Below are 21869 nucleotides of genomic sequence, written 5' to 3' on the forward strand. Positions count from 1 at the left end.
GTCTCCGGCAACATCAAACCGGAGGCCCTCCCCAATGCCGTTCCTGTCCGACCAGCTTTCGCGCGTGAAACCTTCGCCGACCATCGCTGTCACCACCAAGGCGGGAGAGCTGAAGGCCGCCGGGCGCGACGTCATCGGCCTTGGCGCAGGCGAGCCGGATTTCGACACGCCCGACAACATCAAGCAGGCCGCGATCGCCGCGATCAACGCCGGCAAGACCAAGTATACCGCGGTCGACGGCCTGCCGGAGCTGAAGCGCGCGATCTGCGAGAAGTTCAAGCGCGAGAACGGGCTGGAGTATCAGCCGAACCAGATCTCGGTCGGCACTGGCGGCAAGCAGACGCTCTACAACGCGCTGGTGGCCACGCTGAACCCGGGCGACGAGGTGATCATTCCCGCGCCCTATTGGGTCAGCTATCCCGACATGGTGCTGCTTGCGGGCGGCGAGCCGGTCGCGGTGCCCTGCCCGATGGAGAACGCCTACAAGCTGACGCCTGAGGCGCTCGAGGCGGCGATCACGCCCAAGACCAAGTGGTTCATCTTCAACTCGCCGTCGAACCCGACCGGCGCGGGCTATTCGCGCGACGAGTTGAAGGCGCTGACCGACGTTCTGATGCGCCACCCGCATGTCTGGGTGCTGACCGACGACATGTACGAGCACCTCGTCTTCGACGATTTCGAATTCTGCACGCCTGCACAGGTGGAGCCCGGCCTTTATGACCGGACGCTGACCTGCAACGGCGTCTCCAAGGCCTACGCGATGACCGGCTGGCGCATCGGCTATGCCGCCGGCCCGGTGGAGCTGATCAAGGCGATGGCCAAGATCCAGTCGCAATCCACCTCGAACCCCTGCACGATCAGCCAATGGGCCGCGGTCGAGGCGCTCAACGGCCCGCAGGATTACATCGGCGAAAGCCGCGCCGCCTTCCAGCGCCGCCGCAACCTTGTGGTCGAGATGCTGAACGCGGCGCCGGGCGTCACCTGTCCGGTTCCGGAGGGGGCTTTCTACGTCTATCCCGATATCTCGGGCTGCATCGGCAAGACCTCTGCCGGCGGCGCGAAGATCACGGATGACGAGGCCTTCGCCACCGCGCTGCTGGAAGAGACCGGGGTGGCCGTGGTGTTCGGCGCGGCCTTCGGTCTTTCGCCGGCGTTCCGCGTCAGCTACGCTACCTCGGACGAGGCGCTGAAAGACGCGTGCACGCGGATCCAGACCTTCTGCAAGGGTCTGCAATAGGGGCAGAAGGGGCAGGGATGGCGGGCGAACTCCCCGAGTTCTACTTCCGTATCCGCGAGAATGGCGCGGCGGTTTTCCGGGTCGATACCGAGAACCGCCAGCGCCGGATCGAGATGGACCAGATCGCGGTCGTCAACGTCAAGAACGGCGAGATCAAGCCGCAGGGCGACCGCACCCTCTCGCGCGAGGAGACGAAGGCGATCCGCGACTGGCTGGCGGCCCGGCGGGCGCTTTTGGCCCGGCGCGACATCGACGACATTCATCGCGCGGTGGATTACCTCAACCTCACCACGCAATGGGTGCAGTCGAAGGCCACCGATCCGCAGCTGGAGATGGTGACCGACGCGCTTTTGCTGGCGATGCACGATCTGCGCTCGGTCCTCGTGCGCAAGAAGGCCGAGCGGATCATGGGCAAGCAGGGCGCGAAGGACGAGGAGACGGAGTGAGCGCGGTCCAGGCCCGGCCCCGGGGCGGCCATGGCTGGTGGGTCAGGCCGGCACGCCGGGGACGCCCTCGGCCGCGGGCCGCGGTGCGCGGCGCCAGAACCGGGTCATCATCATCGCCGCGGCCAGGCTGAGCCCGACGACGAGGCCAAGCCAGACGCCGACGCCCCCCAGCCCGAGCGGGAAGGCCAGCACGTAGCTGGCGGGGATCCCCACCAGCCAGTAGCTGATCGCCGCCTGGATCATCGGCACCCGCGTGTCACGCAGGCCGCGCAGCAGCCCCAGCGCCATCACCTGCGCCGCGTCGGTCAGCTGGAACAGCGCCGCCACCATCAGAAGGCGCGTGCCGAATGCGAGTATCTCGGGCTTCAACTCGGAATGCGGGTCGATGAACAGGCCCAGAAGCTGGTGCGGAAGCGCCAGCATCGCGGCGACCGAGATCAGCCCGAACCCGGCCGAGAGGATCAGCGCGGCCTGCGCGCTCTGCCGCAGGCCGGCCGCATCGCGCCGGCCCTGGGCGCGGCCGGTGCGCACGGTGGCGGCGGTCGACAGGCCGACATGCACCATGAAGGCGATCGAGGCGATCTGCAGCGCGATCCCGTGCGCGGCCAGCGCCACGGTGCCGATCCAGCCCATCATGATCGCCGTGGCCGAAAACAGCCCGCCCTCGGCGAGGCTGGTGATGCCGATCGGAAGGCCCAGCCGGAACACCTGCCCCAGTGCCTGCCAGTCCGGCCGCCAGAACCGCACGAAAAGCTGGTAGGCGCGGAATTCCTTAGGCACGGTGACGAAGGCCACCGCGAACACCAGGATCAGTGTCTGGGTCGAGAGCGAGGCGATCGCCGCGCCCTGAAGGCCCATCTCGGGCAGGCCGAAATTGCCGAAGATCAGGCCGTAGTCGAGGATCCCGTTCAGCACCGCCCCCGTCATCGTGGCCCAGAGGATCATCCGTGCCCGCTCCATCGCGGCAAGGAAGGCGATCAGCACCTGCACGATCAGCGCGGGCACCACGACGAAGCCGAAGACCCGCAGGTAGGCCTGGGTTTCCATTGCCAGCGCGGGCTTCTGCCCCAGCGCAAGCAGGATCGCGCCGGAATGCCAGGTCACGGGGATCGACACCGCGGCAAAGGCCAGCGACAGCCACAGCCCCATCCGCGTGGCGCGCCGCGCCTCGGTCTGGTCGCCGGAGGAGGCGGCCTCGGCCACCATCGGCATCACCGCCATGGCGAAGCCCTTGCCGAGGATGAAGAGCAGGAAATAGAAGGAAAAGCCCAGCGTGCTCGCGGCCAGGGCCGGCACCGAGTACCAGCCCAGCATCACCGTGTCGGTGATCCCCAGCGCCATCGTCGCAAGGTTCGAACCGATGAGCGGCAGGCCAAGCCCCAGCGTCGCGCGAAGCTCGGCGCGGAATGTCCTGTCCTGCACCATACTTGCCCCTTAGCCGAGCCCCGTGCACCAGTCCAGCGCCAACGTGAGCGACGGTGAAAAGCCGCTCAGGCACGGCTCTGTCCCGTCCCCCCGCCCGTCGGCGCCGTTCAGCCGGCCTTGCGCGCGACGAAGTCGATCAGCGCGGATTGGCCGGAATGGCCCTCGCCCTCGTCGACATGGGCCTCATAGGCCTCGAGGCGGTCGATCTCGAAGCCCGGCAGCTCGGCCCTGAGCTGATCCTCGGTATAGAGGTTCTCCACCGCCTTCGGTCCGCCCGTGCCGTAGTCGAGCTGTTTCGGCGTGTAGCCGTGCAGCAAGAGGATTCCGCCGGGGCGCAGGGTGCGGCGGATCCCCTCGAAGACCGCGCGCCGGGCCTCGGGGCCGACGAACTGGATGAAGATCGCGGCCACTGCGTCATAGGCCTCGGGTGTCCAGTCCCAGGTGCCGATGTCGGCGACGTGGAACTCCACCGTGACGCCGCGCGCCGCGGCAAGCTTGCGGGCCTTGGCGACGGCGTTCGGCGCGCCATCCATCGCGGTCACCTCGTGGCCGAGGCCGGCAAGGTACACCGAATTGCGCCCCTCGCCGTCGGCCACCATCAGAACGCGCGACCCGGGCGGGATGCGCTCCGCCTCAGCCCGCAGGAAGGCCGCGGGTTCGGTTCCGAAGAGGTAGGCATCACTCGCGTAGCGGTCGTTCCACATGGCAGATCCCCCCGTTGCTGTGGCCGTTGCTGTGGCCGTTGTTGCAGACGTTCCCGTGGCCATTTCCGTGGCGGTCAGGTAGGGCGCGGCCCGGACCCCGGCAAGCGGGGCGGGCAGGAACCCGGCGCGGTGATCCGGGGCAGCCGCCCGGCAACGCAAAAGGCCCGGGCTTGCCCGGGCCTCGAAGCGGCGGTCGGCAGGCAGGCGCCCGGCCGTTCCGCTGTCAGAGCAGCTTGAGATCCGAGGCCGAGGACCGCCCGTCGCGGCCGGCCTGCAGTTCGTAGCCGATCTTCTGGTTGTCGTTCAGGCCCTTGAGGCCGGCGCGTTCGACCGCAGAGATGTGCACGAACACGTCCTTGCCGCCATCGTCGGGCGCGATGAAGCCATAACCCTTGGTGCTGTTGAACCACTTCACGGTGCCGGTGGGCATGCCGTTTCTCCCTATCAGTTTCCCCCGGCGGGATTGCCGCGGGCCGTGCAGCCAGGTCCTTCGAGTCTTCCGGCTGCCTGAATCAGGAGGCGGTCGCGCAGAAAGTCTGTTGTCACGCTGAAAAATGATGACCGAACTCACGAAAAAATCAAGAAAACATTCAATGACACGGAGGCCGTCCGGGGCCTTGGCGTTGCAGGGCGCCGCGAAGTGCCTATATCGGCCTGACGTTTGCAGGAGGCGCACGCATGCGCAACGCGGCACTGATCCTCGGCATCATCGGCGGCCTCTGGGGCATGCTGGTGGGCTTTTTCAGCTACGGCTACACCGTGTTCGTCGATATGTTCGGCAACGACGTCGGTGACCTCGCCCATCAGGTCGATAATCCGCAGTTAATTCGTGTAGTTAGCCTGATCGCGCCGATCCTCGCGATCGCCGGTGGCGCGATGGCGCGGTCACAGAACATCGCCGCGGGCGTGCTGCTGATCGCCTCGGCCGCGGGGATGTATTACGCCTTCGGATACGGGGTCTTCACGATGTTCCCGATCGCCATGTGCGGCATCGGCGGCCTTTTCGCGCTGATGGCGATTCGGCCGGACCCGCATTAAGCGCCAGCAAGTCACGTTCCACCCCCGCCCGGCGGAAACCGGCTGCCCGGGCAGGGCCGGCCGGCCGGGTCGATTCGGGCCTCAGCGCAGGTCGGGCGGCGTGCCCTCGGCGGCGAGATCGGCCACCACCTGGTCGAGCGTCACGGTCTCGGTCCGGTTCTCGCCGAGGCGGCGCAGGGACACGGTACGCTCCTCGACCTCCTTCATGCCGACGGCAAGGATCGCGGGGACCTTGCCCAGCGAATGCTCGCGGACCTTGTAGTTGATCTTCTCGTTGCGGATGTCGGCCTCGGCCCGCACCCCCGCGGCCTTCAGCGCGGCCACGACCTCGTGCACATAATCGTCGGCATCCGAGACGATCGAGGCGACGACGGCCTGGCGCGGCGCCAGCCACATCGGCAGGCGGCCCGCGAAGTTTTCGATCATCATGCCGATGAACCGCTCGAACGAACCCAGCACCGCGCGGTGCAGCATGAAGGGCCGGTGGCGTTCGCCATCCGCGCCCACGTAATCTGCATCCAGCCGCTCGGGCAGGTTCGGGTCAAGTTGCAGCGTGCCGCACTGCCAGTCGCGCCCGATCGCGTCGGTCAGCACGAATTCCAGCTTGGGCGCGTAGAAGGCGCCTTCGCCCTCGAAGATCTCGTAGGGGCGGCCGGCCATGTCGCAGGCGTTGGCCAGCGCGGCCTCCATCTTGTCCCAGCTCTCGTCCGAGCCCACGCGCTTTTCCGGCCGGGTCGACAGCTTCACCCGCCACTTGTCGAACCCGAGGTCGGCGTAGATGCCGGCCAGGAACTCGATGAACTTGGCCGATTCCGCCTCGATCTGGTCGGCGGTGCAGAAGATATGCGCATCGTCCTGGGTGAAGCCGCGCACCCGCATGATGCCGTGCAGCGCGCCCGAGGGCTCATAGCGGTTGCACGAGCCGAACTCGGCCATGCGCAGCGGCAGGTCGCGGTAGCTTTTCGTGCCCACGTTGAAGATCTGCACATGGCAGGGGCAGTTCATCGGCTTCAGCGCGTTCACGGTCTTCTCGCGCGCGTGGTCTTCCTCGACCTCGACGATGAACATGTTCTCGCCGTAGTTGTCCCAGTGGCCCGAGGCTTCCCACAGCTTGCGGTTCACGACCTGGGGGGTGTTCACCTCGACATAGCCGTCGGCGCGCTGCTTGCGGCGCATGTAGTCCTGCAGCGTGGTGTAGATCGTCCAGCCGTTCGGATGCCAGAAGACCTGGCCCGGCGCCTCTTCCTGCATGTGAAACAGGTCCATCTCGCGGCCCAGCTTGCGGTGGTCGCGCTTGGCGGCCTCTTCCAGCATCGTCAGATGAGCCTTGAGGTCGTCGCGGTTGCGGAAGGCGACGCCATAGATGCGCTGGAGCATCGGGCGATTGCTGTCGCCGCGCCAGTAGGCGCCCGCCACGCTCATCAGCTTGAATGCGTCGGCGGGCAGCTGGCCGGTGTGTTGCAGGTGCGGCCCGCGGCACAGATCCTGCCAGTCGCCGTGCCAGTACATCCGGATCTTCTGATCCGCCGGGATCGCCTCGACCAGCTCGACCTTGTAGTTCTCGCCGTTGGCCTTGTAGTAGGCGATCGCGCGGTCGCGGTCCCAGACCTCGGTGCGGACCGGATCGCGGAGGTTGATGATTTCCTTCATCTTCTTCTCGATCGCCCCCAGATCCTCGGGCGTGAACGGCTCTTCGCGGTCGAAGTCGTAATACCAGCCGTCCTTGATCACTGGGCCGATCGTGACCTTGACGTCGGGCCACAGCTCCTGCACCGCGCGGGCCATCACGTGAGCCAGGTCGTGGCGGATCAGTTCCAGCGCCGGGGCCTCGTCGGCCATGGTGTTGATGGCGATCTTCGCGTCCGCGTCGATCGGCCACTGCAGGTCCCAGTGCTGGCCGTCCACCTTGGCCGAAATCGCCTTCTTCGCCAGCGACTTGGAGATGTCGGCGGCAACTTCGGCGGGGGTCACGCCGGCGGCGTAATCGCGCGAATTGCCGTCAGGGAATGTCAGGGAGATGCGGGACGTGTCGAGGCTCATCGGCCTGTCTCCTCGTCGGTTTGGCGCCCACGGAGCGCCCGGTTGCGGGTTATGTCCGGGCGTGATGCGCCCGGCGCCCGGCGAAGTCAACCGCGAATGCGGGCGGGGCAGGGGCCGAGGCGATCGCGCCGCGGCCCCGTGGGCACACCCGCCCCTCCGGCGGTCGTCGGCGGGTGGGAAAGACAAGGCGCGGCGTGTCAAAGCTGCGTGGCCGTGGCACCATGCGCGGGAACCCGCCGGGGAGATCCCGCATTGGAACCAGCATGAGCGACACTGCATCCTCACCAGACACCAACGGAACCCGGGACGACGGCCTTGCATGCGCCGTCTTCGACCGGGTCGCCGGCGAAAGCGAGACCGATGACCTCGCTCCCGGGATCCGCGCGCAGGAGCCTGCGAACTTCCTGCGCCATGTCAGCGCGCTGAGCCTGACGAAGGCTGCCGACGGTCTGATCGACCCGAAGCTTGTGCTGAGCTGGCTTCTGACGCAGGGCGGCGCCGGGGCTGGCTTCGTGGGCTTCCTCGTGCCGATCCGCGAGGCGGGCGCGCTGCTGCCGCAGCTGTTCGTCACCGACAGGATCCGGCGGATGGCCCGGCGCAAATGGGCCTGGGCCGGGGGCAGCGCTGTGCAGGGGCTCGCGGCGGCGGCGATCGGTCTGGCGGGGTTCATGCTCTCGGGCCCGGCGCTCGGCTATGCGATCCTGGGGGCGCTCGCGGTGCTGGCGGTGGCGCGCTCGGTCTGCTCGGCCAGCTACAAGGACGTGCTGGGGCGTACCGTCGCCAAGGGGCGGCGCGGCACGGCCTCGGGGATCGCCGGGTCGGTCGCGGCGGGGGCGGTACTGATCTTCGCGCTTGTGCTGCTCTCGGGGCTGGCGCCGCGCCGGGGCGTGGTGCTGGTCGCGCTCGCGCTGGCGGCGCTGTTCTGGCTCGGCGGCGGCACGCTGATGTCGCGCATGGCCGAACCCTCGGAACCCGCCAAGGCGCAGGGCGGGGGCGTGCGGGCCGCGCTGGGTCAGCTCCATCACCTGCGCGACGATTGGCGGCTGCGGCGCTTCGTGCTGGCCCGCGGCCTTCTGACCGCGACGGCGCTGTCGCCGCCCTATATCGTGCTGATGGCGGGCGAGGGGGCCAGGGGCGCGTTGGGCGGAGAGCTGGGCGCGATGGTGCTGGCATCCTCGCTGGCGGCGCTAGTGTCGTCCTACGTCTGGGGGCGGCTGTCGGACCGGTCGAGCCGCTGGGTGCTGATGCTCGCGGGCGTCATGGGCGCGGCGGGCATGGGGCTGGCCCTGGGGTTCGGGGCCGCGGGCCTAATGGGTACGGTCTGGGCACCGGCGGCGGCGCTCTTCGTGCTGAACCTCGCCCACCAGGGGGTGCGGATCGGGCGGTCGACCTACCTCGTCGACATGGCGCGCGAGGATCTGCGCGCACCCTATACCTCGGTCGGGAACACGGTGATCGGGGTGATCCTGCTCGCCTCGGGTGCCTTCGGGGCGCTGGCGGCCGCCTGGGGGGCCGAGGCCACCCTCGCGCTCTTCGCAGCCATGGCGATCGCGGCGGCCCTCGTGGCGCGCGGCCTGCCGGAAGCCTGAGCGCCCGCCCCTGCGATAGGGCGCCGCCCCTTCCGACCCGGACCACCGACCGCCCTTTCATTGTTCCCCAAATACGCAAACCACATCCCGGGCCCCTCGACCGGCCCGATACATGGCACCGGCCCCCTCCGCTCCGCCGCCTTTCATTCGCCGCCCCGCCGCGCTAGGCAGGACGAAACGGAGGGCAGGACATGGCAGAGCCGCAGCATCTGGAACCGCAGTATCTGGAAACGCCGCAGGGCCGGCGCATCGCCTATCACCGGACCGGGGGCACGGGGCCGGGTGTCGTCTTCCTCGGCGGTTTCAAGTCCGACATGGAGGGCACGAAGGCCGTCCACCTTCAGGGTTGGGCCGAACGCACGGGCCGCGCCTTCCTGCGGTTCGACTATTCCGGCCATGGCCAGTCTTCCGGGGATTTCCTCGAGGGGTGCATCGGCGACTGGGCCGAGGATGCGGCCGCGGCGATCTCGGCCCTGACCGAGGGGCCGCAGGTCCTTGTCGGGTCCTCGATGGGGGGGTGGATCTCGCTCCTGATGACGCGGCGACCGGGCGCGCGGGTGGCGGGCCTCGTGGGTATCGCCGCGGCGCCCGATTTCACCGAGGACAGCATGTGGGCGGGCTTTTCCGAGGCCCAGCGGCAGGAAATGGCCGAGACGGGCCGGGTCGCGCTGCCGTCGGAATACGACGACGGCCCCTACATCATCACCCGGCGGCTGATCGAGGAGGGCCGCGACCGGCTGGTGCTGCGCGATCCCCTGCCGCTGGCGTTTCCGGTCCGGTTCCTGCAGGGCACTGCCGATGCCGACGTGCCGCAGGAGGTGGCGCTGCGGCTTCTGGGCCATGCCGAGGGGGCGGACATCCGGCTGACGCTGGTCAAGGGGGCCGATCACCGGTTCTCGACCCCCGAGTGTCTCGCGCTGGTCGAGGCGACGGTGGAAGAGGTGCTGGCGGCGGTCTGAAGGCGCCGGATTACCGGGGAAGTGACGGGGGCGCGGCCACCGGAATGTCATCCCCCGACGTCCCGAAATATCGTAGACATGGCGCGAGCAGACGCGCGGAAAGACCCCACGATGCCTGAACCTCTTGTGCTGATCCCCGGCATGATGTGCGACGCCCGGGCCGTCTGGCACCAGACCATCGCCCTGTCGGCCGAGCGTGCGGTCACCGTCGCGCCGCCGGTTGCGGGCACCACGGTCGAGGAGATGGCGGTCGCGACCCTCGACCAGTCGCCCGCGCGCTTCGCGCTGGCGGGGCAGGGGCTTGGGGCGAATGTGGCGCTGGAGATGCTGCGCCGCGCGCCGGAGCGGATCAGCCGGATCGCCCTCATAGCCTTCTCGGCGCAGGCCGACCCCTCGGCCCAGTCGGTGGCGCGCGAGCCGCGCATCGTCGGCGCGCAGGCCGGGCGCCTGGCCGAGGTGATGCGCGAGGAGGTGCCCGAGGCCTGGCTTGCCGATGGCGATGCGCGGCCCGAGATCCTGGGCATGCTGCGCGACATGGCGCTGACGCTGGGCGAGGGGGTCTTTGTCCGCCAGAGCCGGGCGTTGCAGCGCCGGGGCGACCAGCAGGCGGTGCTGCGGCGCGCGACGCTTCCGGCGCTGGTGATCTGCGGCGCCGACGATCCCGCCACGTTGCCGCGGCGGCATCACTTCATGGCGGAACTGATGCCGCAGGCGCGCTGCGTCGAGATCGTCCTGTGCGGCCACCTGCCGACGATGGAGCAGCCGGAGATCGTCACCGGTGTGCTCGAAGACTGGCTGCGCGCGCCGCTACCGGCACGCTGAGAAGTTCGACAGGCTGCGAAGTCCGGAGCCTGAGATCCTATGCGGTGAGAGGCCCGGCGCACTTGGGTCGGTCGCACTGAGAGGCCCGCAACGCTGAGGAACGGCGCGCCGTTCCCAGTGCCCTGCTCCCGGTTCCCTGCTCCCCGTGCGTCGCGCCCGGGCCCCCGGGCCGTTCAGGCGGAGGCGGCGGAGGTGACGGCGCGCACCTTGGGGCGCGGGGCGTCGGCGTTGGCGTCGATGAAGTTCAGCACGAGCGGGCGGATGTTGTTGCGCCAGGACTTGCCGGCGAAGATGCCGTAATGGCCCGCACCGGGTTCGAGGTGGCTGGCCTTCTTCTCGTCCGGGAGCCCGGTGCAGAGGTCGAGCGCGGCGATGCACTGGCCCGGGGCCGAGATGTCGTCATTCGCGCCCTCGACCGTCTTCACCGCGACCTGGGTGATCTTGCCGATGTCGACGCGCTTGCCGGCCACTGTGAACTCGTTCTTCGCCACCTCGCGGTTCTTGAAGATCCGCTCGACGGTGGAGAGGTAGAATTCCGCCGTCATGTCCATCACGGCGAGGTATTCGTCGTAGAAGCGGTTGTGGGCGTCGCCGTCCGAGGCATCGCCCTTCGCCTCACGCAGGATCTGGTCGAAGAACGCCTTGCCGTGGCGGTCGGCATTCATCGAGATGAACGAGGTCAGCTGCAGAAGGCCGGGGTAGACCGGCCGGCCGACGCCCGCGTATTTCATCCCCACCCGCTGGATCGCCATGTGCTCCAGCTGGCCCATGGTGACCCGCCGGCCGAAATCCGTCACCTCGGTCGCTGCGGCGTCCGGGTCGATCGGGCCGCCGATCAGCGTCAGCGTGCGCGGCTGCGCCTCGGGGTCCTCCTCGGCGAGGTAGGCGGTGGCTGCCAGCGTCAGCGGCGCCGGCTGGCAGATCGCGATGACGTTGGTGTCGGGGCCGAGGTGGCGCATGAATTCCACGAGGTAGAGCGTGTAATCCTCGACGTCGAACTTGCCCATCGAGACCGGGATGTCGCGGGCGTTCTTCCAGTCGGTGACGTAGACCTCGTTGTCGACGATCAGGCTTTTCACGGTGGATCGGGTGAGCGTGGCGTAGTGGCCCGACATCGGCGCGACCAGCAGGATCTTGCGCTTGCAGGGCTTGCGGCCCGACACCTTGAAGTGGATCAGGTCGCCGAACGGGCGGTCGAGCACGGTCTCGACCGAGACCAGGTGATCGCGGCCGTCCTCGCCCGTGAAGGTGCGGATGCCCCAGCTGGGTTTCGCCACCATGCGCGAAAAGGCGCGTTCGGTCACCGCGCCCCAGGCGGCGGTGAGATTGACCAGCGGAGAGGGCACCATGCCGAACATCGGGTAGCCCGCCAGCGCGCGCGCCGAGGCGCCCAGCCACTCGTTCGTGTTGCGCGCGGTCTCCATCAGGTCGTAGGTCATGAGGTTCTTCATCGCGGTCCCTTTCCCAGGCTGCTCCTCCCGGTGGGTTGAGCCATGGCGCCTTTCCCCAAAGGGACTCGGGCGCTATGATTGGACGAGAAGATAGGGGGGAAACCTTAACATGACAACTGATGATGCAGCCGCAGAAACCCGGCTGGACCGTCTGAACGCCAATCTTTCCAAGGTTGACGAGTTGTCCCGACGGCTGGCCACCGTGCTGTCGCAGAAACGGCAGATTCCCTCGGCTCTGCAGGGGCCGAGCCAGGATTTGTTCCTGCGCGCGGCCGCGGCCTACATGGCCGAGATGATGAACAACCCGTCGAAGATCATCGAGCAGCAGGTCGGTTACTGGGGCAAGACGCTGAAACATTACGTAGAGGCGCAGGAGCAGCTTGCGCACGGCAAGTTTACCGCACCGCCCGACCTGACCGCCGCCGACCGTCGGTTCCAGAACCCGCTGTGGGAGACCCACCCGTGGTTCAACTTCATCAAGCAGCAGTACATGTTCAACGCCGAGGCGGTGGAGCGCGCGGTGCATGACCTCGACGATCTTTCGCCGAAAGATCGCTCCCGGGTCGAGTATTTCACACGCCAGATCCTCGACATGATGTCGCCCACGAATTTCCTCGGGACCAACCCCGACGCGCTGGAACGCGCCGTCGCCACGGACGGCGAATCGCTGGTGCAGGGGCTGGAGAACCTGGTGCGCGACCTTGAGTCGAACAAGGGCGACCTGCTGGTCACGCTGGCCGATCGCGACGCGTTCAAGGTGGGCGAGAACCTTGGCACCACGCCCGGCTCGGTGGTCTTCCGCAACCGCATGCTGGAGCTGATCCAGTACGCGCCCGCGACCGAGAAGGTGCACAAGACCCCGCTGGTGATCTTCCCGCCCTGGATCAACAAGTACTACATCCTCGACCTGAAGCCGCAGAACAGCTTCATCAAGTGGCTGACGGAACAGGGCTTCACCGTCTTCATCGCCAGCTGGGTGAACCCCGATCCCAGCTATGTCGACGTGGGTCTCGACCAGTATATCGAGGAGGGCTACCTCGCCGCCTTCGACGCAGTGCAGAAGATCACCGGCGAGAAGAAGCTCAACGCCATTGGCTATTGCATCGGCGGCACCACGCTGGCGCTGACCCTGGCCTACCTGGCCAAGCGCGGCAGGAACCCGGTGAAGGCCGCGACCTTCTTCACCACGCTCACCGATTTCTCGGACCAGGGCGAGGTCGGGGTGTTCCTGGCCGATGATTTCGTCGACGGGATCGAGGCCGAGGTCGGCCATGCCGGGATGCTGCCCGCCTTCTACATGTCACGCACCTTCTCGTTCCTGCGCTCGAACGACCTGATCTACCAGCCCGCGATCAAGAGCTACATGATGGGCGAGGCCCCCCCCGCCTTCGACCTGCTCTACTGGAACGGCGACTCGACCAACTTGCCGGGCAAGATGGCGGTGGAGTACCTGCGCCGCCTGTGCCAGCAGGACGCCTTCGCGGCGAAGGGCTTCGAGGTGTTGGGCGAGACGGTCCGGATTTCCGACGTCAACGTGCCGCTCTGCGCCATCGCGTGCGAGACCGACCACATCGCCGCCTGGCGGTCGAGCTTCAACGGCATCAAGCAGATGGGGGCGAAGGACAAGACCTTCATTCTGGCGCAGTCGGGCCATATCGCAGGGATCGTCAACCCGCCGTCCAAGGGCAAGTACGGCCATTGGGTCGGCGAGACGCCCGCCGGAACGCCAGAGGCGTGGAAGGAGGCGGCGGCGTTCCACCAGGGCAGCTGGTGGCCACGCTGGCGCGACTGGCTGGCGACGATGTCGGGCCCGATGGTGGCGGCTCGCGTTCCGGGCGATTCGGGGGGAGAGGTGCTCGCCCCCGCGCCGGGCACCTATGTCGTCTCTCAGCCAAGTGCCCGTGCCGCCGAATAATTTACCTTGCGTCAGCCATTTGCTGCTGCGTCGCAGCAATGTCACTTGAAATGCTGCACTGCAGCATCTATCTTGATTGCCAGGACGAAACGCGGGACCGCAGATGCGGCCAGACCGTGGCCGCCCGCGAAGTGACACGCGAACCCAAGGAGTTGTTGTTATGGCGAAGACTCAAGATTTCACCAAAGTCATGCAGGACATGATGGCCGCTTTCCCGGTCGACACCAGCGCGTTCCAGGACGCCTTCAAATCGACCGCCGCGTTCGGCGAGAAGATGGCGAAGGTCAACCTCGAGGCGGCCGAGAAGTCGGTCGAGATCTCGAACAAGTGGACCAAGGACACGCTGGGCAAGATCGCCGACATGTCGAAGGCCAAGACCGAGCCGGCGGAATACACCAAGGCGATGACCGAATTCGCTTCGTCGCAGGCCGAGATGGCCGCCGAGAACATGGCGGCCTTCGCCGAAGTGGCGAAGAAAGTGCAGATGGAAACCGTCGAGCTGATGCTCGCTGCGGGCAAGGACATGCAGGAAGAGACCTCGGCCGCCGTCAAGAAGGCGACGACCGACATGTCGACCGCTGCCAAGAAAGCCGCCACCGCGGCGAAATAATCCCCCCAAGGGATGCGAAGCGCCTCGTGCCGGACCTCCTCCCCCGGTATACGAGACGCCGAAGGGCGGGCCCGTGTGGTCCGCCCTTTTTCATGTGACCCAATCGCGCCGAAGCGGGGGCCCGCAGCTGTGGAACCTGCGGTCCGTTAGTCCGTGCAGGTGGAGTCGCGACGTTACGCGGCGGTGCGGTTCCGTGGGGGTCGGCGGGGGGGGCAGCGGGGGGATGGCAAGGGGCGCGATTGCTGCGTCTGCAAACGAGGCCGCGGAAATCCTTTCCTTTTTTTCTGCGCTGCCCTAGGCTTTTCTGCCAGTGCACAGTCCCGGGGAGGGGATGAAGATGGCAGATACGGAAAAGCCGCTTCTGATCAAGCGATACGCGAGCCGCCGGCTCTACAACACCGAGACGAGCGACTACGTCACGCTGGACGACATCGCCAAGTTCATCCGCGCCGGGCGCGAGGTGCAGATCGTCGACCTGAAGTCCGGCGACGACCTGACCCGCCAGTACCTTCTTCAGATCATCGCCGAGCACGAGAGCAAGGGCGAAAGCGTGCTGCCGATCACCGTGCTGACCGACCTCGTGCGAAGCTACACCACGAATGCGCAAAGCGTGGTGCCGCAATTCCTGGCGGCGTCGTTCGAGATGCTGCGCGAGGGGCAGTCGAAGATGCTGGAGAACCTGGGGACGATGCCGAACCCGATGGCCAGCGTGCCCGGGTTCGAGGCGATGCAGCGCCAGCAGGAGGCGTTCCTCAAGTCGATGATGGGCGGCTGGGCGCAGGCCAAGGGCACCCAGCCCGAGGCCGAGAGCGACGCCGCCGGCGCGGGCGACAAGGACGCCGAACTACGCCAGATCAAGAAACAACTCGCCGACCTGCAGTCGAAACTCTCGAAGCTTTGAGCCGGGACGGGGCTCCTCTTCGGCCCCGTTTCCCGGTCGCGCGGCGTCCACCGCGGATCCGGGCTCAGGTGATGCGCCCGTCAAGGCAGGGCAGACAGGGCCGCGCCATGCAGGTGGTCGGGTGAAGACGGCCCGGCTGGATCTGCGCCCGCCGCGGCTTGCGGATATTCCAGACCTTTTCAGCTTCCTCGGTGATCAGGCTGCGATGTCCCTTACCCATGCGGATGCCGACCTGCGGGCCTGCCGGCGCAGCGTGATGGTGCATGAATGGTTTCGCCGCAGGGACGGGTGCGGCCCCTGGGTCGTGCGGGCCGGCAACCCAGGCGGCGGGGACGGCCCGAGAATCATCGGGTGGGGTGGCCTGTACCAAGACCCGTTCGACCCGGGCTGGGGGTTCGAGGTCGGCTACTACTTTCATCCGGCGGGCTGGGGAAAGGGCTACGCGTCCAAACTGGTCGCCTGCGCCCTGCGGGTGGCGGATGACGTGCTTTCGCTGCCGGAGGTTTGGGCCATGGCGCATCCGACAAACGCGGCGTCACGGCGCGTGCTCGAAAAGGCGGGGTTCACAGTCGAGCGGACCTTGCCGGAGCGGGAGCGGCTGCTGTTTCGACGGGAAGGGCCGGGTGAGGGGGCAGGTGAGGCGCCAGGCGGGGAGCGCGGCCCCCACTGCCACGGCATCGATCGACGCGGTCCCGGGGTGGCCCCGGCCCCGACGATGCGGGGCCGGAGATGCTGAAGCGGCGTCAGGCGACCTCGGCAAACACCTTGGTCAGCGCCTTTTCCAGCTTGCCGAACATCTCATCCAGCTGCGCGGGCGTCGTGATGAACGGCGGGCAGAGCACGATCGCCTGCCCCAGCGGACGGCAGATCAGGCCCATGTCGGTGCAGGTATTGGCGATGCGTTCCGACACGGACAGCTTGCCGTCGAACGGCGTCTTGGTGTCCTTGTCCTGCACCGCCTCCAGCGCCCCCATCAGGCCCTTGCCGCGCCATTCGCCGATGTTCTTGTTCTCGGCCAGGCGCTTCATGCCCTCTTCGAACAGCGGCGTCAGCGTGTTCACGTTGTCCGCCAGCCCCTCGTTCATGATCACGTCGATCGCTTTCAGCGCCACGGCGCAGCCGACCGGGTGGCCCGAGGCGGTGAAGCCGTGCGGAAACTCCTCGATCGCCTCGCTGGCGGCTTGAACCCGATCCGACAGCTCCGGCCCGAGGATGATCGCGCCCATCGGGAAGAAGCCCGCGGTGATGTTCTTCGACGAGATGATCGCGTCGGGCACGAAGTCGTAGGTCTGGCAGCCCCAGGTATTGCCGGTGCGCCCGAAACCGCAGATCACCTCGTCCGCCACCAGCGGGATGCCGTAGCGTTTCAGCACCTTCTCGACCGCCTGGAAATAGCCCTTGGACGGCGGGATCACCCCGCCCGCGCCCATCACCGGTTCGGCGACGAAGGCGGCGATGGTGTCGGGGCCCTCGGTGATGATCGTGGCCTCCAGTTCCTTCGCCATGCGCTCGGTGAACTGTTCTTCGGTCTCGCCCGGCTTGCCGAAGCGCCAGTAATGCGGGCACCCGACGTGGATGAAGCCGGGCAGCGGAAGGCCGAAGACCGAGTTGTAGGGCTTCGCCGTCATCGAGGCAGAGACCGCGGTGACACCGTGGTAGCCGTTCACGCGGGTGATGATCTTGCGGCGCTGCGGGTTGCCCTCGACGTGGTTCAGCATCCACAGGATCTTCACCAGCGTGTCGTTCGCCTCGGATCCCGAGTTGGTGTAGAACACCCGCCCGCGGTCGTAGGGCGAAACCTCGACCAGCTTTTCCGACAGCATCACGGTCTGGTCCGACATCCGGCCGAAGAAGGCGTGATAGCCGGGAAACTTGTCGTACTGGGCCTTGGCGGCCTCGGTCAGGCCGGGGTGATCGAATCCCGCGACCATGTTCCACAGGCCCGAATTCGCGTCGAAGTATTCCTTGCCGTGAACGTCGTAGATGTAGGGACCCTTGCCGTGGGTCACCACGACGGCCCCGCGTTCATGGATCGAGGGCAGGTCAGTGAAGCCGTAGAGCGAGAAGCTGTCGGCGCGTGATTCCCAAGAATTGGGCGAGTCGTCCCGCATGGTCCGTCCTTTCCTGTGTCTGTTTGGGCGCCAAGCTATCCGGGCGCCCGAGCGGGCGCAATCGGCGCGCGGAAAGCTCGCGCGCGCGTGAGGGCGGTGAAACAATCGTGGTCCGCGCCGGCGCGGCTCCCGCTCGAAGACGAGGCCCAGGGGGGCAGCGCCCACGCCGGCCCGCCCCCTGCATCAGGACTGTCGCCAGAGCGGGGGCTAGGGGGCAGGCTCCGCAGCCGCGATGCCCTCAGCGCAATTGTGCACCTGCGGCATCCGGGATAGCCTGCGGCCCGGGTATCGGACGGAGGAGCCCCGGCATGGTCGAAGCACAGGGGCGGCTGACGCTCTGGGCAATCGAGGTCTTCCTCGTCACCGCGGAGGAGGGCACGGTCTCGGCTGCTGCGCGCCGGCTTGGGGCCTCGGTCTCGGGGGTCAGCCAGCAGCTTTCCGCGCTCGAATCGGCCCTGGGTGCCGATCTCTTCGACCGTTCGGCCCGGCCGCTGCGCCTGACCCCGGCGGGTGAGCTGTTCCGGCGCCGGGCCAGGACCATCGCGATCGAGGTAGCCGAGGCGCGGGCAGAGCTCGCCTCGGGCGATCTGGCCGGCCTTACCCGTTTCCGCCTCGGCATGATCGAGGATTTCGACGCCGACGTGACGCCGCGCCTGCTGGCAGCCATGGCCGAGCAGCTGAAGGGCTGCCAGTTCCTGCTCGAGACCGGGCCGAGTCACCGCCTGCTCGACCAGCTCGACAGCCGCGCGCTGGACGTGGTGGTGGCCGCCGAGATGGGGCCGGTGGCGGATTGGATGGAGGTGCACCCGCTGTTGCAGGAACCCTTCGTCGCGGCGGTGCCGCAGGGCGTTGTCGACCCCGGTGGCGACGTGCTGGCCCAGCTCGAAGCGTTGCCTCTGATCGTCTATTCCTCGCGCCATGCCATGGGCCGGCAGATTGCGGCGCATCTGATGCGCGAGGAGATCCGGCTGGACCACCGGTTCGAGATGGACAGCTATCACGCGATCATGGCGATGGTGTCGGAGGGGCTTGGGTGGACCATCCTCACGCCGCTGGGCTACCTGCACGCGGCGCGGTTCCGCGACCGGGCCGACGTGCTGCCGCTGCCCTTCGCGCCGCTCTCGCGCCGGATCCTGCTCAGCGCGCGCAAGGGGGTGCTGAAGTCGATGCCCGGCGAGGTGGCCGACCGGCTGCGCGGCCTTCTGCAGGAACTGATCGTGACCCCGGCACTGGGCCGGCTGCCCTGGCTCGAGGGGGAGCTGCGGGTGCTCTAGCTGCGGCAGAACGGGAGAGTGGGTCGGCGTGCGGTCGGTAGCGCGGCCCGCGCCGTGGCGGCCCGTTTCGCGCGGGTCAGGCGCGGCCGGCGGTCGAGGACAGGGTGATGGCGTCGATCCCGAGGGTCTTGAGCGCGCGTTCCCATTTCGTGGCATTGTCGCCCGAGAACACGATCTCGGCGCTGGCGTCGGCGGTGATCCAGCCGTTCTGGAGGATCTCCTCCTCGATCTGTCCCGGCCCCCAGCCCGCGTAGCCGAGCGCCAGCAGTGCCCGGGCCGGCCCACGCCCGGCCGAGATATCCTCGAGCACGTCGAGCGTCGCGGTCATGGCGAATTCGTCGCCCACCTCCTGGGTGCCGAGGGCGCTGTTGTAATCGGGCGAATGCAGCACGAAGCCGCGGCCGTTCTCGACCGGGCCACCGAAATGCACGCGGATGCCGCGCGCGCCGGGGCCGACCTCGATCTCCAGCTGTTCCAGAAGCCGGGCGAAGGGCAGGTCGGGCACGGGCTTGTTGACGATCAGCCCCATCGCGCCGCGGTCGGAATGTTCGCAGACGAAGATGACGCTGTGTTCGAAGCGGGGATCGCCCATGCCGGGCATGGCGATCAGCAACGTCCCGGTCAGGTTCATGGGCGGGGGTGCATCGGTCATCATCCCTCAAGGATGGGGTGCGCGGCGCACATGTGCAAGGTCGCCGGTGGCCCCGGGCGACGGGAGGCGCGGGTTTCCCCCGAAAGTGATTCCCCCGAAAGTGATTTCCCGCCGCCGCGCGGTCGACTAGGATCGCACGGATGACACGCATTCATGCCCCCCTCGCAAATCCTGGCCGCCGTCAATCTGGCCGCCGTCAATCTGGCCGCCCAGATCCCCGCCATGTGCCGCGCGCCGCGAGGCTGCGCGCCCGCTTCGGCGCGCCGGGGGGGGCAGGTCGCCAAGTCCTGGCGCTTGCGGCCTCGCTTTTCCTGGCGCCCGCCGCGCTGATCGGGGTTTCCGCGCTGCCGGCGTCCGCCTCGGGGCAGCCCGATGTTGCGCAGATCGTTCATGCCGAGGTCTTGCCGGGTTGGCGCATGAACGATGGGCACCGCATGGCGGCGCTGAAACTGACGCTGGCGCCGGGGTGGCACACCTACTGGCGCGCGCCGGGAGATGCCGGGATCCCGCCCTCCTTCGACTGGTCGAAAAGCACCAACCTCAAGGCGGTGGCGATTCACTGGCCGGTGCCCAGGACGTTCGATCTCGGCGGCCTGCGCTCGATCGGGTACGAGGGCGGGCTGGTGCTGCCGATCGAGCTTACGCCGAAGGCGGCGGGCAAACCGATCGCGCTGGAGGCGCAGATCGACATCGGCGTGTGCAAGGACATCTGCCTGCCCGCCTCGCTGTCCCTCAGGGCCGATCTGTCCGGGCCGGGGAAAAAGGGCGGCGCGATCCGCGGCGCCCTGACCGACGGCCCGGAAAGCGCGGCGAAGGCGGGGGTGAAAGATGTGAGCTGCACGGTGGCGCCCTCCGCCGACGGGCTGGCGCTGACCGCGCGGCTGCGGATGCCGCCGCTGCCGGGCAAGGAGCTGACGGTGGTCGAGCTGCCCGACCCCGCGATCTGGGTGTCGGAGGCAAAGACGACGCGCCAGGGGGATACGCTGACCGCGGTGGCCGATATCGTTCCGCCGTCGAAATCCTTCGCGCTGGACCGGTCGCAACTGACGATCACGGTGCTGGGGCAGGGCAGGGCGGTGGAGTTGCACGGCTGCGCGGGCTGACAGGGGGCCTCTTCGCGTGCCCTTCGGGGCTGCGAGGTGGGGCCGACAGGTAGTGTTCGGGTCGGGGCTTCGATGAGCGTCGTAGGCCATGAAGAGCCCCCTCCGAAGCCCCCCGCCCGCCACGGTCCGGCGCTACTTGCGGCGCAGGTGTTCGTCGAGCCGGGGCAGGATCTCGACGAAGTTGCAGGGCCGGTGGCGGTAGTCGAGCTGGAACTTCAGGATCTCGTCCCAGGCGTCCTTGCAAGCCCCCGGGCTGCCCGGCAGCGCGAAGAGGTAGGTGCCCCCCGCGACGCCGCCGGTCGCGCGCGACTGCACCGCCGATGTGCCGATCTTCTGCATGGACACCATCGTGAAGACCGTGGCGAAGGCCTCGATCTCCTTCTCGTAGACGTCACGGTGCGCCTCGACCGTCACGTCGCGCCCGGTCAGCCCGGTGCCGCCGGTCGAGATCACCACGTCGATGCCGGGATCGGCCACCCAGGCACGCAGCTGTTCGGCGATCCGCGTGCGTTCGTCTGGCAGGATCGCGCGGGCGACCAGGGAATGGCCTGCCTCGGTCAGGCGGGCGACCAGGGTGTCGCCGGAACGGTCCTCGGCTGCGGTCCGGGTGTCGGACACGGTCAGGACGGCGATCCGGACGGGGACGAAATCGCGGCTGTCGTCGATGCGGCTCATGTCTGTCCTTTCAGCCGGGCCTGCAGCGACAGAAGATCGGCCCAGGCCTCGCGCTTGGCGGCGGGGTTGCGCAGGAGGTAGGCGGGGTGGAACATTGGCAGCACCGGCAGGCCCGGCAGCGGCAGCTCGGGCGCCTCGGTCCACTTGCCGCGCATCCGTGTGATGCCGCGTCGGCCCAGCACGGCCGCGCAGGGCGTGTTCCCCATCAGGACAAGCACCTCGGGCGCGGCAAGCTCGACGTGGCGGGCGACGAAGGGCATCATCATGGCGATCTCGGCCGCCTCGGGGTCGCGGTTGTGCGGCGGGCGCCAGGGCAGGATATTCGAGATGTAGACGGCGTTTTCCGCATCTGGACCGGAACGCGAGAGGCCGATCGCCCCCAGCATCCGGTCGAGGAGTTTCCCGGCGCGCCCGACGAAGGGCTTTCCCTGCATGTCCTCGTCGCGGCCCGGCGCTTCGCCCAGGATCATGACCCGCGCGGCGGGGTTGCCGTCGGCGAAGACGGTGTTCTTCGCACCCTTCTTCAGATCGCAGAGGTCGAAGGCCGCGATCGCCTCGGCCAGCGCGGGGAGGTCGGTGGCGGCCCGGGCGGCCTCGCGCGCGGCGGCGACCGGGTCGGGGCCGTCGTTCTGCGGCGGCGCCATCGGCATCGGTTCGGGCGCCTGCCCCGTACGCGGGGCCGTGGCGCGGGGCTCCCCGGCGCGGGCTTCCCCGGCACGCGCTTCCTCGGCGCGGGCGGCCTCGTAGCGGTTGACCGGGGTTTCCGAGAGCGTCTCGTCGGCGCCAAGCTCCACCTGCCACGCCAGCATGGCGAGGGCGGTGTCGAAATCGAGGTCGCTCGCTGCGTCGATGTCGGGGCCGAGATCCATGGCCGGAAGCTAGGCGATTCCCCCGCGGGGGGGAACCGGATTCGGCGC

The 21869-nt window shown here is 68.2% G+C and carries 21 protein-coding genes; 12 read left to right on the forward strand and 9 right to left on the reverse strand.

The features are described from left to right. Positions 1–34: 34 nt before the first annotated feature. On the forward strand, positions 35–1237 hold the full coding sequence (locus tag CVV76_RS17780) for a pyridoxal phosphate-dependent aminotransferase (protein WP_102226029.1): 1203 nt from the start codon (positions 35–37) through the stop codon (positions 1235–1237). A gap of 17 nt (positions 1238–1254) precedes the next feature. Continuing rightward, entirely contained in the window at positions 1255–1683 is a 429-nt protein-coding gene (locus tag CVV76_RS17785) for a hypothetical protein (protein ID WP_102226030.1), read from the forward strand. A gap of 42 nt (positions 1684–1725) precedes the next feature. Here CVV76_RS17785 and CVV76_RS17790 read toward each other — a convergent pair whose 3' ends face one another. The 3 genes from CVV76_RS17790 to CVV76_RS17800 all read right to left on the reverse strand — a co-directional run bounded on the left by CVV76_RS17790 (position 1726) and on the right by CVV76_RS17800 (position 4242). Beyond that, on the reverse strand, positions 1726–3108 hold the full coding sequence (locus CVV76_RS17790; RefSeq protein ID WP_102226031.1) for an MATE family efflux transporter: 1383 nt from the start codon (positions 3106–3108) through the stop codon (positions 1726–1728). 107 nt (positions 3109–3215) lie between these two features. Next, positions 3216–3812: an SAM-dependent methyltransferase gene (locus CVV76_RS17795; RefSeq protein WP_102226032.1), complete on the reverse strand. Its 597-nt coding sequence runs from the start codon at positions 3810–3812 to the stop codon at positions 3216–3218. A 223-nt stretch (positions 3813–4035) separates the two neighbouring features. Then, entirely contained in the window at positions 4036–4242 is a 207-nt protein-coding gene (locus CVV76_RS17800) for a cold-shock protein (protein ID WP_102226033.1), read from the reverse strand. Between the two features lie 248 nt (positions 4243–4490). Between CVV76_RS17800 and CVV76_RS17805 the strand changes: the two genes are divergently transcribed. Next, entirely contained in the window at positions 4491–4850 is a 360-nt protein-coding gene (locus CVV76_RS17805) for a hypothetical protein (protein WP_102226034.1), read from the forward strand. Between the two features lie 81 nt (positions 4851–4931). On the opposite strand, the gene thrS is transcribed toward CVV76_RS17805, so the two are convergent. Further along, entirely contained in the window at positions 4932–6890 is a 1959-nt protein-coding gene (gene thrS / locus CVV76_RS17810; protein WP_102226035.1) for a threonine--tRNA ligase, read from the reverse strand. Between the two features lie 263 nt (positions 6891–7153). Here thrS and CVV76_RS17815 point away from each other — a divergent pair, with 263 nt between their 5' ends. The 3 genes from CVV76_RS17815 to CVV76_RS17825 all read left to right on the forward strand — a co-directional run bounded on the left by CVV76_RS17815 (position 7154) and on the right by CVV76_RS17825 (position 10260). Continuing rightward, entirely contained in the window at positions 7154–8479 is a 1326-nt protein-coding gene (locus CVV76_RS17815) for an MFS transporter (protein WP_102226036.1), read from the forward strand. Between the two features lie 191 nt (positions 8480–8670). Then, positions 8671–9438, forward strand: a complete 768-nt coding sequence (locus tag CVV76_RS17820; RefSeq protein WP_102226037.1) for an alpha/beta fold hydrolase — start codon at positions 8671–8673, stop codon at positions 9436–9438. A gap of 111 nt (positions 9439–9549) precedes the next feature. Further along, positions 9550–10260, forward strand: a complete 711-nt coding sequence (locus tag CVV76_RS17825; protein WP_102226038.1) for an alpha/beta fold hydrolase — start codon at positions 9550–9552, stop codon at positions 10258–10260. A 173-nt stretch (positions 10261–10433) separates the two neighbouring features. Here the strand turns inward: CVV76_RS17825 and phaZ are convergent, their stop codons facing one another. Then, positions 10434–11711, reverse strand: coding sequence for a polyhydroxyalkanoate depolymerase (gene phaZ, locus CVV76_RS17830; RefSeq protein ID WP_102226039.1), 1278 nt, complete (start codon positions 11709–11711; stop codon positions 10434–10436). Between the two features lie 109 nt (positions 11712–11820). Here phaZ and CVV76_RS17835 point away from each other — a divergent pair, with 109 nt between their 5' ends. The 4 genes from CVV76_RS17835 to CVV76_RS17850 all read left to right on the forward strand — a co-directional run bounded on the left by CVV76_RS17835 (position 11821) and on the right by CVV76_RS17850 (position 15873). Then, the gene (locus CVV76_RS17835; RefSeq protein ID WP_102226040.1) at positions 11821–13626 is read left to right on the forward strand and encodes a PHA/PHB synthase family protein; all 1806 of its coding nucleotides are present in this window, start codon (positions 11821–11823) and stop codon (positions 13624–13626) included. Between the two features lie 160 nt (positions 13627–13786). After that, a complete protein-coding gene (locus CVV76_RS17840; RefSeq protein WP_102226041.1) occupies positions 13787–14236 on the forward strand; it encodes a phasin family protein in 450 nt (149 codons plus the stop codon). Between the two features lie 337 nt (positions 14237–14573). Continuing rightward, on the forward strand, positions 14574–15137 hold the full coding sequence (phaR, locus tag CVV76_RS17845) for a polyhydroxyalkanoate synthesis repressor PhaR (RefSeq protein ID WP_102226110.1): 564 nt from the start codon (positions 14574–14576) through the stop codon (positions 15135–15137). Positions 15138–15258: 121 nt separating this feature from the next. After that, positions 15259–15873 (forward strand): GNAT family N-acetyltransferase, encoded by a 615-nt coding sequence (locus CVV76_RS17850; protein WP_102226042.1) that lies wholly within the window; start codon positions 15259–15261, stop codon positions 15871–15873. Between the two features lie 7 nt (positions 15874–15880). On the opposite strand, the gene CVV76_RS17855 is transcribed toward CVV76_RS17850, so the two are convergent. Beyond that, complete coding sequence (locus tag CVV76_RS17855) at positions 15881–17248, reverse strand: aminotransferase (RefSeq protein WP_102226043.1); 1368 nt, start codon at positions 17246–17248, stop codon at positions 15881–15883. Positions 17249–17556: 308 nt separating this feature from the next. On the opposite strand from CVV76_RS17855, the gene CVV76_RS17860 reads away from it, so the two are divergent. Next, a complete protein-coding gene (locus tag CVV76_RS17860) occupies positions 17557–18522 on the forward strand; it encodes a LysR family transcriptional regulator (protein ID WP_102226044.1) in 966 nt (321 codons plus the stop codon). A gap of 76 nt (positions 18523–18598) precedes the next feature. Here the strand turns inward: CVV76_RS17860 and CVV76_RS17865 are convergent, their stop codons facing one another. Further along, positions 18599–19174 carry a YqgE/AlgH family protein gene (locus CVV76_RS17865; RefSeq protein WP_233193007.1) on the reverse strand — a complete coding sequence of 192 codons (576 nt, stop codon included), beginning with the start codon at positions 19172–19174 and terminating at the stop codon, positions 18599–18601. 416 nt (positions 19175–19590) lie between these two features. Here CVV76_RS17865 and CVV76_RS17870 point away from each other — a divergent pair, with 416 nt between their 5' ends. Beyond that, a complete protein-coding gene (locus CVV76_RS17870; protein WP_233193008.1) occupies positions 19591–20277 on the forward strand; it encodes a protein-disulfide reductase DsbD domain-containing protein in 687 nt (228 codons plus the stop codon). 132 nt (positions 20278–20409) lie between these two features. Here the strand turns inward: CVV76_RS17870 and moaB are convergent, their stop codons facing one another. Both moaB and CVV76_RS17880 read right to left on the reverse strand, forming a co-directional pair. Then, positions 20410–20952 carry a molybdenum cofactor biosynthesis protein B gene (moaB, locus tag CVV76_RS17875; protein WP_102226046.1) on the reverse strand — a complete coding sequence of 181 codons (543 nt, stop codon included), beginning with the start codon at positions 20950–20952 and terminating at the stop codon, positions 20410–20412. Beyond that, the gene (locus CVV76_RS17880) at positions 20949–21821 is read right to left on the reverse strand and encodes a uracil-DNA glycosylase (RefSeq protein ID WP_102226047.1); all 873 of its coding nucleotides are present in this window, start codon (positions 21819–21821) and stop codon (positions 20949–20951) included. Before CVV76_RS17880 ends, moaB begins: the two co-directional genes overlap by 4 nt. Between the last annotated feature and the right edge of the window lie 48 nt (positions 21822–21869).

Origin of the sequence: Acidimangrovimonas sediminis, assembly GCF_002871005.1 — a bacterium.
GTDB lineage: Bacteria > Pseudomonadota > Alphaproteobacteria > Rhodobacterales > Rhodobacteraceae > Acidimangrovimonas > Acidimangrovimonas sediminis.